The sequence below is a fragment of the Acidovorax kalamii genome (genome assembly GCF_002245625.1).
In the GTDB taxonomy this organism is placed as follows: domain Bacteria; phylum Pseudomonadota; class Gammaproteobacteria; order Burkholderiales; family Burkholderiaceae_C; genus Acidovorax; species Acidovorax kalamii.
Genome location: NZ_NOIG01000006.1, coordinates 19,246 through 35,131, shown reverse-complemented (window position 1 = coordinate 35,131; position 15,886 = coordinate 19,246). Strand labels below are relative to the sequence as shown.

The 15,886-nt window shown below is 66.4% G+C and carries 13 protein-coding genes; all 13 read left to right on the top strand.

The features are described from left to right. The first annotated feature begins 82 nt into the window (after positions 1-82). The 13 genes from dksA (at position 83) to ftsW (ending at position 15,886) form a co-directional block, all read left to right on the top strand. The gene (dksA, locus tag CBY09_RS08990; protein WP_094288671.1) at positions 83-910 is read left to right on the top strand and encodes an RNA polymerase-binding protein DksA; all 828 of its coding nucleotides are present in this window, start codon (positions 83-85) and stop codon (positions 908-910) included. Positions 911-968: 58 nt separating this feature from the next. Beyond that, positions 969-2,717 carry an STAS domain-containing protein gene (locus tag CBY09_RS08985; protein WP_094288669.1) on the top strand — a complete coding sequence of 583 codons (1,749 nt, stop codon included), beginning with the start codon at positions 969-971 and terminating at the stop codon, positions 2,715-2,717. Between the two features lie 47 nt (positions 2,718-2,764). Further along, a complete protein-coding gene (gene hslV / locus CBY09_RS08980) occupies positions 2,765-3,328 on the top strand; it encodes an ATP-dependent protease subunit HslV (RefSeq protein ID WP_094288667.1) in 564 nt (187 codons plus the stop codon). Positions 3,329-3,426: 98 nt separating this feature from the next. Next, positions 3,427-4,752, top strand: coding sequence for an ATP-dependent protease ATPase subunit HslU (gene hslU, locus CBY09_RS08975; RefSeq protein ID WP_094288665.1), 1,326 nt, complete (start codon positions 3,427-3,429; stop codon positions 4,750-4,752). 252 nt (positions 4,753-5,004) lie between these two features. Then, positions 5,005-5,433 (top strand): division/cell wall cluster transcriptional repressor MraZ, encoded by a 429-nt coding sequence (gene mraZ, locus CBY09_RS08970; protein WP_063460073.1) that lies wholly within the window; start codon positions 5,005-5,007, stop codon positions 5,431-5,433. A 2-nt stretch (positions 5,434-5,435) separates the two neighbouring features. Beyond that, positions 5,436-6,365, top strand: a complete 930-nt coding sequence (rsmH, locus tag CBY09_RS08965; RefSeq protein ID WP_094288663.1) for a 16S rRNA (cytosine(1402)-N(4))-methyltransferase RsmH — start codon at positions 5,436-5,438, stop codon at positions 6,363-6,365. Between the two features lies 1 nt (position 6,366). Then, positions 6,367-6,687 carry a cell division protein FtsL gene (gene ftsL, locus CBY09_RS08960; protein ID WP_094288661.1) on the top strand — a complete coding sequence of 107 codons (321 nt, stop codon included), beginning with the start codon at positions 6,367-6,369 and terminating at the stop codon, positions 6,685-6,687. Next, complete coding sequence (locus tag CBY09_RS08955; protein WP_094288659.1) at positions 6,684-8,429, top strand: peptidoglycan D,D-transpeptidase FtsI family protein; 1,746 nt, start codon at positions 6,684-6,686, stop codon at positions 8,427-8,429. Before ftsL ends, CBY09_RS08955 begins: the two co-directional genes overlap by 4 nt. Continuing rightward, complete coding sequence (locus tag CBY09_RS08950) at positions 8,426-9,937, top strand: UDP-N-acetylmuramoyl-L-alanyl-D-glutamate--2,6-diaminopimelate ligase (protein ID WP_240515655.1); 1,512 nt, start codon at positions 8,426-8,428, stop codon at positions 9,935-9,937. The genes CBY09_RS08955 and CBY09_RS08950 overlap by 4 nt, the downstream gene beginning before the upstream one ends. A 17-nt stretch (positions 9,938-9,954) precedes the next feature. After that, on the top strand, positions 9,955-11,397 hold the full coding sequence (locus tag CBY09_RS08945; protein ID WP_205734124.1) for a UDP-N-acetylmuramoyl-tripeptide--D-alanyl-D-alanine ligase: 1,443 nt from the start codon (positions 9,955-9,957) through the stop codon (positions 11,395-11,397). Positions 11,398-11,436: 39 nt separating this feature from the next. Continuing rightward, on the top strand, positions 11,437-12,615 hold the full coding sequence (gene mraY / locus CBY09_RS08940; protein ID WP_094288654.1) for a phospho-N-acetylmuramoyl-pentapeptide-transferase: 1,179 nt from the start codon (positions 11,437-11,439) through the stop codon (positions 12,613-12,615). Then, the gene (murD, locus tag CBY09_RS08935) at positions 12,612-14,621 is read left to right on the top strand and encodes a UDP-N-acetylmuramoyl-L-alanine--D-glutamate ligase (protein WP_420807445.1); all 2,010 of its coding nucleotides are present in this window, start codon (positions 12,612-12,614) and stop codon (positions 14,619-14,621) included. The genes mraY and murD overlap by 4 nt, the downstream gene beginning before the upstream one ends. Next, positions 14,618-15,886, top strand: coding sequence for a putative lipid II flippase FtsW (gene ftsW, locus CBY09_RS08930; protein ID WP_094288650.1), 1,269 nt, complete (start codon positions 14,618-14,620; stop codon positions 15,884-15,886). The genes murD and ftsW overlap by 4 nt, the downstream gene beginning before the upstream one ends.

The following is a 15,886-nucleotide window of genomic DNA, read 5'->3' as shown; positions in this document are numbered from 1 at the left end:
GGTAAAACCACCCAAGGCTTGCCACCAGTCCCGGGCCGTGAGAGCGGCCAAGGGCCCGCCCGTACAGCGAGGAGACCAGGAAGTGAAAGCCGACACCAGCAAACCCAAGGCGGCCACGAAGGCAACCAAGCCCGCCGCTGCAGCCCCTGCGGCGGCGCCCAAGCCAGCCGCCAAAGCCGCTGCGGCCAAAGTGGCAGCAGCTGCACCCAAAGCGGCAGCGGCCCCCAAAGCTGTTGTGGCCAAGGCGGCCAGTCCCGCTGTGGCAGCACCGGCGCCCAGCCCTGCCGCACCGGCCGAGTTGCAGGTACCCGTGCGCACAACCCGGCCTTCTTCCCGATTGGCCCAATTGACCGTACCATCCATGGCACAGGCAGTGGCGTCCACCGCTGCCAAAGCCAGTTATCTACATACCATGCCCACGACCGCGCAAGCGCAGCCCACTTTCACGGCTGCCAAAAAAGACCCCAAGCTGGCGAACAACTGGAAAACCAAGTCCGCCGCCGAGCTGACCGACGCTGAAGTCATGGCCATGCCCGACAGCGAGTACATGAACGACAAGCAGATGGCGTTTTTCCGTCTCAAGCTCGTTCAGCTCAAGCAGGACATCCACAACAGCGCTGGCGAAACCACCGAACACCTGCGGGAAGACACCGTGGTGGTGCCCGACCCGGCCGACCGCGCCACGATCGAGGAAGAGCATGCCCTGGAATTGCGCACACGCGACCGCGAGCGCAAGCTGCTCAAGAAGATCGAACAGTCCATCGCCCGCATTGACGCTGGCGACTACGGCTACTGCGACGAGACCGGCGAACCCATCGGTGTGGGCCGCCTGATCGCCCGTCCCACGGCCACCCTGTCGCTGGAAGCGCAGCAGCGCCGCGAACTCAAGCAGAAGATGTTCGGAGACTGATCGGGCCCTACGGCCTGATGACGATCATCGCTGCGCACTCTCCCCTGTACCCTGAGCCATGAGCAAGGAAGAAACCACCCCCGGCGGCCTGCTATCGAAGGTGGTTCGGTTCGTGAAGAATCCCACGGTCAACTGGACGGAGCTGGACTCCATCCAGGATGACCGGGAGAGCCAGTACAGCAAGCAGATGCTCAAGGAGATGATCGAGCGCAAGCGCCGCAACGACTTTGTGCGGCGGCGCGAGTTCGATCAGCTGCGCAAGCTGCGCCAGCGTGAAGTGTTGCAAGGCCAGCGCGTGGAAGACGCTGCCGGTCGCCCCTCGTTTTTTCAAAGCAGCATGGCCTCGCCCGACGAGCGCGCCGTCACGCTCAAGAAGATCGACGAGATCGAGGCGCAGATGTCGCAGCAGTGGTGGAAGAGTAAGCAAGGGGCCGATGCGCCCACCCAACCTGGTGTGATGCCCGAATCCAGCGCGGAGCCCTCCGACTCCGCGCACGCCCGGGCCTATGCCCCCACGGCCCCCGGCAGCCTGCCTGCGCCGCTGGACAACAAGGCCGCAGTCCAGCCGCTGTTTGCCGACGACAGCATGGCCATTGGCAAGTTTGGCGGCACCGATGCACAGATGCTCGGGGGTAACCACCAGCCTGTCGAGGCGTCCTTCAGCCCTGCGGCCCCAGCGGCAGCGCCCGCGACCGCATTCGAACCGGAGGAATTCGTGCACGAACCCGATCTAGAAGAAGCCGCCATCCGGTTTGCCAACGGTGACCATGCGGGTGCAGAGTCTGGCCTGCTGGATGTGCTGGCCCAGCACCAGCAGGACGAGCCAGAGCAGCAGCTCGAAATCTGGATGACGCTGTTTGACCTGTACCGCGCCACCGGGCAACACGACCGTTTTGATGCGCTGGCCATCGACTTTGCGGCCCAGTACAGCCGCTCGGCCCCCCTGTGGTTCTCGATGCCGGAGATGCTCGGGATGGCGGCAGCGGCCGCGCCCGCTGCGGCAGAGGCCGCGCCAGCGCCCGGCATGCGCCGTGATTTCAGCTGGAATGCGCCCCCGACCCTGGCGGTGTCATCGGTAGCAGCCCTGCAGGCCTCGCTGGCGCGCGCCGCCTCCCCCTGGACGCTGTCCTGGTCGCGCCTCACCGGCATCGACGAGGCGGCGGTGCCGCTGCTGGCGGACCTGGTCTCGCAGTGGTCCGACCGCGAAGGCCAGCTGGTGTTTTCGGGGGTGGAAAAGCTCAATGCCCTGCTTGACGCCAAAACCCAGTCCGGCGACCGGTCCAACAGCCCTGAGTGGTGGCGTTTGCGCATGGCCATGATGCGGCTCATGGGCAAGCCCGACGAGTTCGAGCTGGTGGCGCTGGACTACTGCGTGACCTACGAGGTCTCGCCTCCGTCCTGGGTGTCGCCGCGTTGCGGATATTCCGATAACGAAGGTGTGTCCTCCGGTGCAGCGCCCCTGGCGGCCGACAGCGACTTCATGGCCTCCGACCTGGGTGAGCTGTCCGCACCCGCGCCGCTGGAGTCGGGGCCCGTGGCCCAACTCAGTGGCCACATCGACGGCGATGCCACGCCCCTGCTGCAGCCCTTCGAGGCCTTCCTGCGGCCCGGCGTGCCCCTGACCATTGCCTGCGACAAGCTCATCCGCGTGGATTTTGCGGCGGCAGGCTCGGTGCTCAACTGGGCGGCCGAGCAACAAGGCCATGGCCATGTGGTGCAGTTCCACAACCTGCAGCGGCTGGTGGCGATTTTCTTCAACGTGATCGGCATCAACGAGCACGCCTGGGTGGTTCCACGCAAAAATTGACGGGCTGCTGGCTTGCAAACGGTGGCCGTGCCCCCACTTGCGCGGCTATGGAAAATCACAGCGAATCCCCGGTGTTCCACGGCACCACCATCCTCAGTGTGCGCCGCCAGACGCCCACAGGCATCCAGGTCGCCATTGGCGGCGACGGCCAGGTCACCCTGGGCAACATCGTGGTCAAGGGCACGGCGCGCAAGGTGCGCAAGCTCTATCACGGCAAGGTGCTGGCGGGTTTTGCGGGGGCCACGGCCGATGCCTTCACGCTGTTCGAGCGGTTTGAAGCCAAGCTGGAAAAGCACCAGGGCCACCTGACGCGCGCGGCCATCGAACTCACCAAGGACTGGCGCACCGACCGTGTGCTGCGCCGTCTCGAAGCCATGCTGGCCGTGGCCGACGCGAGCGCCTCGCTCATCATCACCGGCAATGGCGACGTGCTGGAGCCCGAGCAGGGCATCGTGGCCATCGGTTCGGGCGGCGCCTACGCGCATTCGGCTGCCAAGGCGCTGCTGGTGAACACAGATCTGTCCGCGCAGGAGATCGTGAAGAAGTCGCTCGAAATCGCGGGCGAACTCTGCATCTATACCAACATGAACCACACCATCGAGACGCTGTAAGGCGGCGAGGTGCGTTTACTCACATTTTGATAGCTGCTTGCGCTTATCCATTGAGCGCAGACGGCTGATTTTGCTTTGAATTTGAAGGCAGGCACCGCATGTCCTCCATGACCCCCCAGGAAATCGTCTCCGAACTCGACCACCACATCGTGGGCCAGGCCAGCGCCAAGCGCGCCGTGGCCATTGCGCTGCGCAACCGTTGGCGCCGCCAGCAGGTCGAAGGCAGCCTGCGCCACGAGATCACGCCCAAGAACATTCTCATGATCGGCCCCACCGGCGTGGGCAAGACCGAGATCGCGCGGCGCCTGGCGCGGCTGGCCGATGCGCCCTTCATAAAGGTCGAGGCCACCAAGTTCACCGAGGTGGGCTATGTGGGCAAGGACGTGGATTCCATCATCCGCGACCTGGCCGAAATGGCCGTCAAGCAGACGCGCGAGGCGGAGATGAAGAAGGTGCGCATGCGCGCCGAAGACGCCGCCGAGGAGCGCATCCTGGACGTGCTCATCCCGCCCGCCCGTGCCGCCACGGGCACCGAGCCTGCGGCCGACAGCACCGCCCGGCAGGTGTTCCGCAAGAAGCTGCGCGAAGGTGTCTTGAACGACAAGGAGATCGAGATCGATGTGGCCGAGGCCCGCGCGCCGCTGGAGATCATGGGTCCACAGGGCATGGAAGAAATGACCGAGCAGCTGCGCGGCATGTTCAGCCAGCTGGGCCAGGACCGGCGCCGCGCGCGCAAGCTCAAGATCGCGGAAGCGCTGAAGCTGCTCACCGACGAAGAGGCTGCCAAGCTCGTGAATGAGGAAGAGATCAAGACCCGCGCGGTGGCAAACGCGGAGCAGAACGGGATTGTCTTCATCGACGAAATCGATAAGGTGGCCGCGCGGCAGGAAAGCAGCGGCGCGGACGTGTCCCGCCAGGGAGTGCAGCGCGACCTGCTGCCGCTGGTGGAGGGCACCACGGTCTCCACCAAGTACGGCATGATCAAGACGGACCACATCCTGTTCATCGCCTCGGGCGCGTTCCACCTGTCCAAGCCCAGCGACCTGATCCCGGAGCTGCAGGGGCGTTTCCCGATCCGTGTGGAGCTGGAGTCGTTGTCGGTCCAGGACTTCGAGGCCATCCTCACGCAGACCCATGCCTCGCTGGTCAAGCAGTACCAGGCGTTGCTGGCCACCGAGGGAGTCACGCTGGAGTTTGCGCCCGAAGGCATCACCCGCCTCGCACACATTGCCTTCGAGGTGAACGAGCGCACCGAAAACATCGGTGCGCGCCGGCTGTCCACCGTCATGGAGCGCTTGCTTGACGAGGTCAGTTTTGATGCGGCGCGCCTGTCGGGGCAGACGGTGACCGTGGATGCGGCTTACGTGGATGCCCGCCTGCAGACCCTGAGCCAGGACGAAGACCTGTCGCGCTACATCCTGTGACGATACGGCCCAGCCTTGAGAGGTCACTTTCATAGGCTTCCGTAAGTTCTTCTTTTTCAACAACTTTTGGCTCTTTTTGGGCTGCAAAGTCGCGCCTAAGTTGTTGATTTCATTACCAAAGTTTGGTGGACACCCTCTTGTTCGGTGTGCTTTTCCTGCTACAGTGCAAAAAAGTGCAATTAAGTGGTGAAAAGTGCCCTCAAAGTCCGCTCCCGGGCCTGCGAGGCGCAAAACCAAACTGGGAATCTGTCCGTGTTTCAAGGTGCCTCGTCGCTAAGTCTCGATGCGAAGGGTCGGCTGTCCGTGCCGACCCGGCATCGTGACGTGCTCGCGGCCACCGCAGCGGGCCAGCTCACGATCACCAAACACCCGCATGGCTGCCTGATGGTGTTCCCCCGCCCTGAGTGGGAGAAGTTCCGCGAGCGCATTGCCCAATTGCCCATGTCCGCCCAGTGGTGGAAGCGCATCTTTCTGGGCAATGCGATGGACGTGGAGATGGACGCCACCGGCCGCGTGCTGATTTCGCCCGAGCTGCGCGAGGCAGCCGGTATTTCCAAGGACACCATGCTGCTGGGCATGGGCAACCACTTCGAACTCTGGGACAAGGCCACCTACGACGAGCAGGAGGCCAAGGCAATGCAGGGCGAGATGCCGGATGTCTTCAAGGACTTCTCCTTCTGACCATGACATCCACTCCTTTGCAACACACCACCGTCCTGCTCGAAGAAGCCGTGGACGCCCTGCTGGGCGGCGCGGGCCCCGAGCCTGCGGGAACCTGGGTGGACGGCACCTTCGGGCGGGGAGGGCACTCGCGGCGCATCCTGCTGCGGCTGGGCCCCCAAGGGCGTCTTGTCGCGTTTGACAAGGACCCCGAAGCCATCGCCGAAGCAACGCGCATCACCGATGCGCGTTTTTCCATTCGGCACGAGGGTTTTCGCCATCTGGCCGATTTGCCGCCCGCAAGCGCCGCTGGCGTGCTGATGGACCTGGGCGTGAGTTCGCCCCAGATCGACAGCCCCGAGAGGGGCTTCAGTTTCCGTTTTGACGGCCCGCTGGACATGCGCATGGACACCACGCGCGGCGAAAGCGTGGCCGATTGGTTGGCCACGGCCGAAGTCGGTCAGATTGCGGAGGTGATACGTGACTACGGTGAAGAACGGTTTGCTGGCCCCATTGCAAAGGCGATTGTTGCTCGGCGCGAAGAGCGGGGCCCTCTTGCAACCACCGCCGAACTGGCCGATCTCGTGGCTGGCGCGGTCAAAACCCGCGAGCCGGGCCAGAACCCTGCAACGCGCACATTTCAAGCTCTTCGGATTTTCATCAACGCCGAGCTTGAAGAGTTGCAACAGGCGCTAGAAGCCAGCCTCTCGGTGCTGCAGCCCGGCGGGCGCCTGGTGGTGATCAGCTTTCACTCGCTCGAGGACCGCATCGTCAAGCAGTTCATCGCCAAGCACTCCAAGGAGGTGTACGACCGCCGTGCGCCTTTTGCCAAGCCGCAGGCCATGAAGCTCGTGGCGCTGGACCGCATCAAGCCCTCTGCCGCCGAGGTTGAGGCGAACCCCCGCGCACGCAGCGCGATCATGCGCGTGGCCGAACGCACTGCCACCGTCTGATATGACCCGGCTCAACCTCGTCCTGTTGCTGGCCGTGCTGGCCAGTGCCATCTATCTGGTACACACCCAGTACGAGTCGCGCCGCCTGTTCACCGAACTGGACCGCGCGATTGCCGAGGCGCGCCGCCTGGAAACCGAGCACCAGCGCCTGCAGGTGGAAAAACGTGCGCAGGCCACGCCGCTGCGCGTGGAGAAGATTGCCCGCGACCAGCTGAAAATGCGCACGGCCACTCCGGCCATCACGCAGTACGTGTCCGACCCGCAGGGTGCGGCGGTCGCGGCGGCCAGCGCGGCGGCGCAGCCCGGGAGTGCACAGCCATGAGCCGCAGCGTGGTCTACACCGCAAGCCCCCTGCTGGCCAGCAAGACACCTGTCTGGCGCAGCAAGTTCATCGTGGCGATGATCGCGCTGGGCTTTGTGGGCCTGGGCGCGCGTGCGGCCTATGTGCAGGTGTTCGGCAATGCCTTCTTCCAGCGCCAGGGCGAGGTGCGGTTTGCCCGCACGCTGGAGCTGCCCGCCAACCGCGGCAAGATCCTGGATCGCAACGGCCTGATCCTGGCGTCCAGCGTACCGGCGGCCAGCATCTGGGCCATCCCCGAGGATGTAGACCAGGACAAGCCCGAGGTGCGCGCCAAGCTCAAGCAGCTGGCCAAGCTGCTCGACATGCCCCAGGCCGAGCTGATGAAAAAGCTGGCCGACGAGGACAAGACCTTCGTCTGGGTCAAACGCCAGCTCGACTGGGACGTGGGCCAGCAGATCGCCAAGCTCGACATCAAGGGCATCTACCAGCGCAAGGAATACAAGCGCCAGTACCCCGAGGGCGAGGCCGCTGCCCACGTGGTGGGTTTCACCAACGTGGAAGACCATGGCCAGGAAGGCATGGAGCTGGCCTTCAACAAGGACTTGGCGGGCAAGCCGGGCTCGCGCCGGGTGATCAAGGACCGCCTGGGCCGCGTGGTCGAGGGCGTGGGCGAGACTGTGCCGCCGGTGGACGGCAGGGACATGCAGCTGTCCATCGACAGCAAGGTGCAGTTCTTTGCGTACCAGAAGCTGCGCGACCAGGTCACGGCGCACAAGGCCAAGGCCGGCAGCGTGGTGGTGCTCGATGCCCACACGGGCGAGGTGCTGGCACTGGCCAACTACCCCAGCTACGTGCCCGACAAGCGCCAGAACCTGACCGGCGAGCAGCTGCGCAACCGTGCGCTCACCGACACCTTCGAGCCGGGCTCGACCATGAAGCCCATCACCATCGGCCTGGCGCTCGAAAGCGGCCGGGTGCGGCCCGAGACCGTGGTGGACACCACGCCCGGCCGCATCAACATCACGGGCTCCACCATTTCGGACACGCACAACTACGGCGTGCTCACGGTGGAAGGCGTGATCCAGAAATCCAGCAACGTGGGCACCACCAAGCTCGCCATGCAGATGCCCGCGCGCGAGATGTGGGAGACCTTCTCGGCCGCAGGTTTTGGCCAGAAGCCGCAGATCGACTTCCCCGGTGCGGTCAGCGGGCGCCTGCGCCCGTACAAAACCTGGCGCCCGGTGGAGCAGGCCACCATGTCCTATGGCTACGGCCTGTCGGCCAGCCTGTTCCAGATGGCGCGTTCGTACACCGTGTTCGCCAACAGTGGACGCGTGATCCCCGCGACCATGCTCAAGTCCGAGCAGCCTGCCGTGGGCGTGCCCGTGTTCTCCGAACGCACGGCCGACCAGGTGCGCAAGATGCTGCAGATGGCCGCAGGCCCGGGCGGCACGGGCCAGAAGGCGCAGACCGTGGGCTACTCCGTGGGCGGCAAGTCGGGCACGGCACGCAAGCAGGTCGGCAAGAACTACGCCGTGGGCAAGTACCGCGCCTGGTTCACCGGCATGGCGCCCATCGACAAGCCGCGCATCGTGGTGGCCGTGATGATCGACGAGCCCAGCAACGGCGTGTACTACGGCGGCGCCGTGGCCGCGCCGGTGTTCAGCGAAGTGGTGCAGCAGACACTGCGCATGATGGGCGTGCAGCCCGACATGGCCGTCAAGCCGCAGATTGTGGCCAACGCGGTGGAGGAGTCGCTGTGACGGCCACACCACTGCCCCTGCTCACCTCGGTGCACGACGCCGTGGCCTGGCTGCGCGAGCGTGTCACGGGCACGCTGCAGACCGACAGCCGCCAGATCCGCCCGGGCGATGGTTTCATCGCCTGGCCCGGTGCCGCCACCGACGGCCGCGCGCACATTGGCGATGCGCTGGCACGCGGGGCCGTGGCCTGTCTGGTGGAGCACGAAGGTGCCGAAGCATTTGCGCTGGCGGGGTTGCCCGTTGCCGCACTGCACGGGCTGAAGGCCGCCACGGGCCTCATTGCCGCCGACTGGTTCGAGCACCCCACGCAGAGCCTGGACGTGCTCGCCGTGACGGGTACCAACGGCAAGACCAGCACCAGCTGGTGGCTGGCTGAAGCCCTCAATGTGCTATCGAAAAATGAGCTATTCGGACAAGGTGGTTGCGCGCTGGTAGGCACTTTGGGCATGGGAACGCCCCCAGCGCTCACCAGCACGGGCATGACCACGCCCGACCCGGTCCGCCTGCAGCGCGCGTTCCGCCAGTTTGCCGATGCGGGCCGTGGCGCCTGCGCCATCGAGGCCTCGTCCATTGGTCTCGCCGAACACCGGATGGTGGGCACCCGCATCCGGGTGGCGTTGTTCACCAACTTCACGCAGGACCACCTGGACTACCACGCGGGCATGGCCGCCTACTGGCAGGCCAAGAGCATGCTGTTCGACTGGCCGGGCCTGCAGGCCGCCGTGGTCAACATCGACGATGCACGCGGGGCCGAGCTGCACACCGCGCTCGCCGGGCGCAACCTGGATCTGTGGAGTGTTTCCATCACCGGCCCTGCCCGGCTGGCGGCGCGCGACATCGGCATGGGCGATGGTGGCCTGCGCTTCACCGTGGCCGAAGGCGTGCAGGCGCATGTGCTGCAGACGCGCGTGATCGGGCTGTACAACGTTTCCAACCTGCTGGGCGTGCTTGCCGGGCTGCGCGCGCTGGGCGTGCCGCTGGAGCACGCGCTGTACGCCTGCGCCCAGCTCTCGCCTGTGCCGGGCCGCATGGAGCAGATCCACCAGAGCGGCCAGCCCCTGGTGGCTGTGGACTACGCCCACACGCCCGATGCCCTGGAAAAGGCCCTGCAAGCTTTGCGCCCCATCGCTGCCGAGCGTGGCGGGCAGCTGTGGTGCGTTTTTGGCTGTGGTGGCGACCGCGATGCGGGCAAGCGTCCGCTGATGGGCGCCGTGGCGCAGCAGCAGGCCGACCAGGTGGTCGTGACCAGCGACAACCCGCGCAGCGAAGACCCCGCCGCCATCCTGCACCAGATCCTGCAAGGCACCATTGCCAGCACCGCTGTGCAGGCCGAGCCCGACCGCGCTGCCGCCATCGCCCTGGCCGTGGCCGCCGCCGCGCCTGCCGATGTGGTGCTGATTGCTGGCAAGGGTCATGAAAACACCCAGGAGACGGCGGGTGTGCACCAGCCGTTCTCCGACATGGCCCATGCGCTTGGTGCGCTGCAGGCCCGAGGAGCCCGCCCATGAGCGCCACCCCCGGCACCATGCTCACCCTGCAACAAGCCCTGGCGCTGCTGCAGCCGCAGACCCCTGCCGCGCGCCTGGTGGGCGAGGGCGCCACGGCCCTGGCCCGCGTGCACACCGACACGCGCACCCTGCAGCCGGGCGATTTGTTCGTGGCGCTCAAGGGCGAGCGCTTTGACGCCAATGCCTTCCTGGCCGATGCACGCGCCGGGGGCGCTGCAGCGGCCATTGCCCATGGCGGCCTCGCGGCAGCGGGCCTGCCGGGCATTGAGGTGCCCGACAGCCTGGCCGCCCTGGGGGCGCTGGCCACGGGCTGGCGCGCGCAGTTCAACCTGCCACTGATCGGTGTGACGGGCAGCAACGGCAAGACCACGGTGACGCAGATGATTGCGTTCATCCTGCGCGCCTGGCAGGGCGAGGCAGCCTTTGCCACCCAGGGCAATTTCAACAACGACATTGGCGTGCCGCTGATGCTGCTGCGCCTCACTCCCGTACACCGCGCCGCCGTGATCGAGATGGGCATGAACCACCCGGGCGAAATTGCCCAGCTCGCGGCCATGGCGCGGCCCACGGTGGCACTGGTCAACAACGCTCAGCGCGAGCATCTGGAGTTCATGCACACCGTCGAGGCCGTGGCACGCGAGAACGGCTCGGTGTTTGCCAGCCTGCCCGCCGATGGCGTGGCGGTGTTCCCGGCGGGCGATGCCTACACGGGCCTGTGGCAGTCGCTGGCATTGGCGCAGCCGGGCCGCCGCGCACTCACGTTTGGCGAGGGCGGCGATGTCCGCTGCGCGCGCGCGGTCTGGGAGCGTGGCGCCTGGGCGGTGGCCATTGCCACGCCCCGGGGTGAAGTCGCCACCCGCCTGCACATTGCCGGCCGCCACAACGTGACCAACGCCCTGGCCGCCACCGCCTGCGCGCTGGCCGCGGGCGCACCGCTGGCCGCCATCGCCCAGGGGCTGCGCGACTTCACGCCGGTCAAGGGCCGCTCGCGCGCGTTCAGCGTGGCGGTGGCGGGCCGCGAGGTCACGGTGGTGGATGACACCTACAACGCCAACCCCGACTCCATGCGCGCCGCCATCGAGGTGCTGGCCGAACTGCCCGGCCCGCAGTTGCTGGTGATGGGCGACATGGGCGAGGTGGGCGACCAGGGGCCGGAGTTCCACGCAGAGGCCGGGGCACTCGCCCACTCGGCGGGTATTCCTCTGCTGTTTGCGCTGGGTGCGCAGTCGGTGCACGCGGCTTCGGCCTACGGCAGCGGCGCCCGGCATTTCAACGAGATGGGCGCACTGCTGGATGCGGTGCGCCAGGCCCTGCCCACGGTGGGCAGCGTGCTGGTCAAGGGATCGCGATTCATGAAGATGGAACAGGTGGTGGGGGCCGTTGCCGCCACTGCACCACCCACAGAACAACAACAAAAGACGATGGAATCACTGGAGGGACCCCATGGCGCAACACATTGACATTGCCTGCGTGGTGCCCGCCCTGGCCGGAGGTGCCGCATGCTGCTGATGCTGTCGCAATGGCTGCAAGGGCTGTCGCCCGAGTTCGGCTTTTTCCGCGTGTTCCAGTACCTCACCTTCCGCGCAGTGATGGCGGCCATGACGGCGCTGCTCATCGGCCTGGTGGCGGGCCCCAAGGTGATCCGCATCCTCACTTCGCTCAAGATCGGCCAGCCCATCCGGGGCTATGCGATGCAGTCGCACCTGTCCAAGAGCGGCACGCCCACCATGGGCGGCGTGCTGATCCTGCTGTCGATCGCGATCTCCACTTTGCTGTGGTTCGACCTGTCCAACCGCTTTGTCTGGATCGTGCTCATCGTCACGCTCGGATTCGGTGCCATCGGCTGGGTGGATGACTGGCGCAAGGTGGTCAACAAGGACCCCGAGGGCATGCGCTCGCGCGAGAAGTACTTCTGGCAATCGGTGATCGGCCTGATCGCTGCGCTGTACCTCGCATTCAGCATTTCTGAAAGCTCCAACGCCAAGGTGTGGGAGCTGTTCGTGGCCTGGGTGCAGTCGGGCTTTTCTCTCGACCTGCCCCCCAAGGCCGGGTTGCAGCTGCCGTTCTTCAAGGAGATCAGCTACCCGCTGGGCGTGCTGGGCTTCGTGGTCCTGACCTACCTTGTCATCGTGGGTTCGAGCAACGCGGTGAACCTGACCGACGGCCTGGACGGCCTGGCCATCATGCCCGTGGTGATGGTGGGCTCGGCCCTGGGCGTGTTCGCCTATGTCACCGGCAGCGCGGTGTACTCCAAGTACCTGTTCTTCCCGCACATCCCGGGCTCGGGCGAGCTGCTGATCTTCTGCGCCGCCATGGCCGGTGCGGGCCTGGCGTTTTTGTGGTTCAACGCCCACCCTGCGCAGGTGTTCATGGGCGACGTGGGCGCGCTGGCGCTGGGCGGCGCGCTGGGCACCATCGCCGTGATCGTGCGGCAAGAGATTGTGCTGGCCATCATGGGCGGCATCTTTGTGGTCGAGGCCCTGTCGGTGATGCTGCAGGTGACCTGGTTCAAGTACACCAAGAAGCGCTATGGCGAAGGCCGTCGTCTGCTGAAGATGGCGCCGCTGCACCACCATTTTGAAAAGAGCGGCTGGAAGGAAACGCAGGTCGTCGTGCGCTTCTGGATCATCACCATGCTGCTGTGCCTGATTGGCCTGTCCACCCTGAAACTGCGATGAACCCGAACGATCCCTCCACCGTCCCTGGCACTCCGGATGTGCCTGAGGCAACGCCGACCGAGGCGGGGCTGGGGGTGGGCGCGCCCGGTGCTGCAAGCGCCGGGCCCACGCCCGATGGGATGGCGCCGCCCGAGTTACCCACAACTCCGGCCGCCGAAGCGGATGTAGATGCCAGTGTGGATACGGACATGGGCCAGCCCGAAGAGCCGGCTCTTGAACTGAAGCCTTCTTCCGATACCGAGGCTCCATCGCCCGCCACCGAGGCCCCTGCCGCCACGGCCCCAGCCCCCAGCGCCGCCTGGAACCCTGAGGCCGTGCCTGCCGTCTCGGCGGCCAAGGCCGCTGCCGATTTTGTGGCGCAGATTTTTGCCGAGGTGTCTGCTCCCGAAGGGCCCGCCGCTGCCGAGCCCGATGCCGTGCAAGACGCGGACGTGGGGGAGGAAGCCGCACCCGCGGAACCCCTGGTGAGCGCCGCGGAGGCCATGGCCCAGCTGCTGCAGGGCCAGAACATCCTGATCCTGGGCCTGGGGGCCTCGGGCATGGCCATGGCACGCTGGTGTGTGCGCTGCGGGGCACAGGTCACCGTGGCCGACACCCGCGCCGCCCCACCCCAACTGCCTGCGCTGCAGCAGGAGATGCCCCAGGTCCGCTTTGTGGCAGGCGCCTTTGATGCCAGCCTGGTGGTGGGGCAGAACCTGCAGGCCGTCTACCGCTCGCCCGGGCTGAGTCCACAGCAGGTTGCTCCTGTTTTGGGAGCTGCTGAGGCAAATGGGGTGCGCACAGGGGGCGAATTGAGCTTGTACTCCGATGCGCTGGCCGCGCTGCGCGCCTCGCATGCGTACGCGCCTGCGGTGCTGGCCATCACCGGCACCAACGGCAAGACCACCGTGACCTCGCTCACCGGGCAGCTGGTGGAGCGCGCCGGCAAAAGCGTGGCGGTGGCGGGCAACATCGGCCCCACGCTGCTGGACACGCTGGCCACGCACCTGGATGCGGGCACGCTGCCCGAGGTGTGGGTGCTGGAGCTGTCGAGCTTCCAGCTCGATGGCGTCACCGGTTTCGAGCCCACGGCCGCTACCGTGCTCAACATCACCCAGGATCACCTGGACTGGCACGGCAGCATCGAGGCCTATGCGGCCGCCAAGGCCCGCATCTTCGGCCAGACCGGGCTCATGGTGCTGAACCGCGAAGACAGCGCTGTGATGGGCATGCTGCCCCCGCCCGTCAAGGTCAAGCTGCAAAAGCCCCAGGTGCGTGCCCACATCACCTTTGGTGCCGACATGCCCCGGCGCCCGGGCGACTTCGGCATCGAGGTCGTGAGCGGCATGCCCTGGCTGGTGCGCGCCATGGACGCTGACGAAACCCGCAAGCGCGGCCGCAATGAGGTGGAGGAAGACCTGCACATTCAGCGGCTCATGCCCGCCGATGCGCTGCGCATCCGGGGGCGCCACAACGCCACCAATGCACTCGCTGCGCTGGCCCTGGCCTCGGCCACCGGCTGCCCGCTGGCGCCTATGCTGTACGGCCTGCGCGAATACCGGGGCGAACCCCACCGTGTGGAGCCCGTGGCCATCATCCAGGGCGTCGAGTATTTCGACGACAGCAAGGGCACCAACGTGGGCGCCACGGCGGCCGCCCTGGTCGGGCTGGGCGCTGAGCGCCGCCTGGTGGTCATCCTGGGCGGCGAGGGCAAGGGGCAGGACTTTGCACCGCTGGCTGCCCCCGTGGCGCGCTATGCGCGCGCCGTGGTGCTGATCGGCCGCGATGCGCCCCTGATCCGCACCGCGCTGCAGGACACCGGCGTGGCGCTGCTGGATGCCTCCACGCTGCCCGAGGCCGTGGCACTGGCCGCCCAGCGCGCCCATGCGGGCGACGCGGTGCTGATGTCGCCCGCCTGTGCCAGTTTTGACATGTTCAAGGACTACGAACACCGTGCCCAGGTTTTCTGCGACACGGTGCGGTCCATGGCCGACGATGCCGGCCAGTCGGCGGAGGGCATGGCATGACCGCACCCGCCAGCAACCTCTTGCAACGCCTGACCGGCTGGTTCGGCGGCCTGCCCGGCAAGGCGGCCGATGTGCTGCCCGTGCGTGTGGGCGGCACCGAGTACCGCCAGTCGTCCAGTACGCCCGCGAGTGTGCTGGGCTTTGACCAGACCCTGCTGTGGGTGGTGGTGGCATTGCTCGCCTGGGGGCTGGTGATGGTGTATTCGGCGTCGATTGCGATGCCGGACAACCCCCGGTTTGCCAACTACTCGCCCACCCATTTCCTCACGCGCCACATGATGTATCTGGTGGTAGGTTTTGTGGCGGCGCTGCTGGCGTTCCAGGTGCCCATGGCGCTGTGGGAGCGGGTCGCGCCCTGGCTGTTTGTGGTGGCGCTGCTGCTGCTGGTGGCGGTGCTGATCCCCGGCGTGGGCAAGGTGGTCAATGGCGCGCGGCGCTGGCTGTCCATCGGGCCCATCGGCTTTCAGCCGTCCGAGGTGGCCAAGTTTGCCGTGCTCATCTACGCCGCCGACTACATGGTGCGCAAGATGGAAGTGAAGGAACGCTTCTTCCGCGCCGTGCTGCCCATGGGCGCGGCCGTGGCCATCGTGGGGGTGCTGCTGCTGGCCGAGCCCGACATGGGCGCCTTCATGGTGGTGGCGGTGATCGCCATGGGCATCCTGTTCCTGGGTGGCGTCAATGCCCGCATGTTCTTCCTGATCGCAGGCGTTCTGGTGGGCGCTTTCGCCATCATGATCGCCAGCTCGCCCTGGCGGCGTGAGCGCGTGTTTGCCTACCTCGATCCGTTCAGCGAACAGCACGCGCTGGGCAAGGGCTACCAGCTGTCGCACTCGCTGATCGCCATCGGGCGGGGCGAGATTTTTGGCGTGGGCCTGGGCGGCAGTGTGGAAAAGCTGCACTGGCTGCCAGAGGCCCACACCGACTTCCTGCTGGCCGTGATTGGCGAGGAATTTGGTCTGGTGGGTGTGCTGGCCCTCATCGTGCTGTTCTTCTGGATGATCCGCCGCATCATGCACATCGGCCGCCAGGCGATTGCGCTGGACCGCGTGTTCTCCGGCCTCGTCGCGCAGGGCGTGGCGATCTGGATCGGCTTCCAGGCCTTCATCAACATGGGCGTGAACCTGGGCGCCTTGCCGACCAAGGGGCTCACGCTGCCGCTGATGAGTTTTGGCGGGTCGGCGATCCTGATGAATCTCGTGGCGCTGGCAGTGGTTCTCAGGGTGGACTATGAAAACAAGCTTCTCATGCGCGGAGGCCGCGTATGA

Bases quoted from the DNA above. Each gene is read 5' to 3' on its own strand.
- ftsW (WP_094288650.1), top strand. From the start codon at position 14,618: ATGACCGCACCCGCCAGCAACCTCTTGCAACGCCTGACCGGCTGGTTC.
- CBY09_RS08985 (WP_094288669.1), top strand. From the start codon at position 969: ATGAGCAAGGAAGAAACCACCCCCGGCGGCCTGCTATCGAAGGTGGTT.
- CBY09_RS08955 (WP_094288659.1), top strand. From the start codon at position 6,684: ATGAGCCGCAGCGTGGTCTACACCGCAAGCCCCCTGCTGGCCAGCAAG.
- murD (WP_420807445.1), top strand. From the start codon at position 12,612: ATGAACCCGAACGATCCCTCCACCGTCCCTGGCACTCCGGATGTGCCT.
- ftsL (WP_094288661.1), top strand. From the start codon at position 6,367: ATGACCCGGCTCAACCTCGTCCTGTTGCTGGCCGTGCTGGCCAGTGCC.
- mraY (WP_094288654.1), top strand. From the start codon at position 11,437: ATGCTGCTGATGCTGTCGCAATGGCTGCAAGGGCTGTCGCCCGAGTTC.
- rsmH (WP_094288663.1), top strand. From the start codon at position 5,436: ATGACATCCACTCCTTTGCAACACACCACCGTCCTGCTCGAAGAAGCC.
- hslU (WP_094288665.1), top strand. From the start codon at position 3,427: ATGTCCTCCATGACCCCCCAGGAAATCGTCTCCGAACTCGACCACCAC.
- CBY09_RS08945 (WP_205734124.1), top strand. From the start codon at position 9,955: ATGCTCACCCTGCAACAAGCCCTGGCGCTGCTGCAGCCGCAGACCCCT.
- hslV (WP_094288667.1), top strand. From the start codon at position 2,765: ATGGAAAATCACAGCGAATCCCCGGTGTTCCACGGCACCACCATCCTC.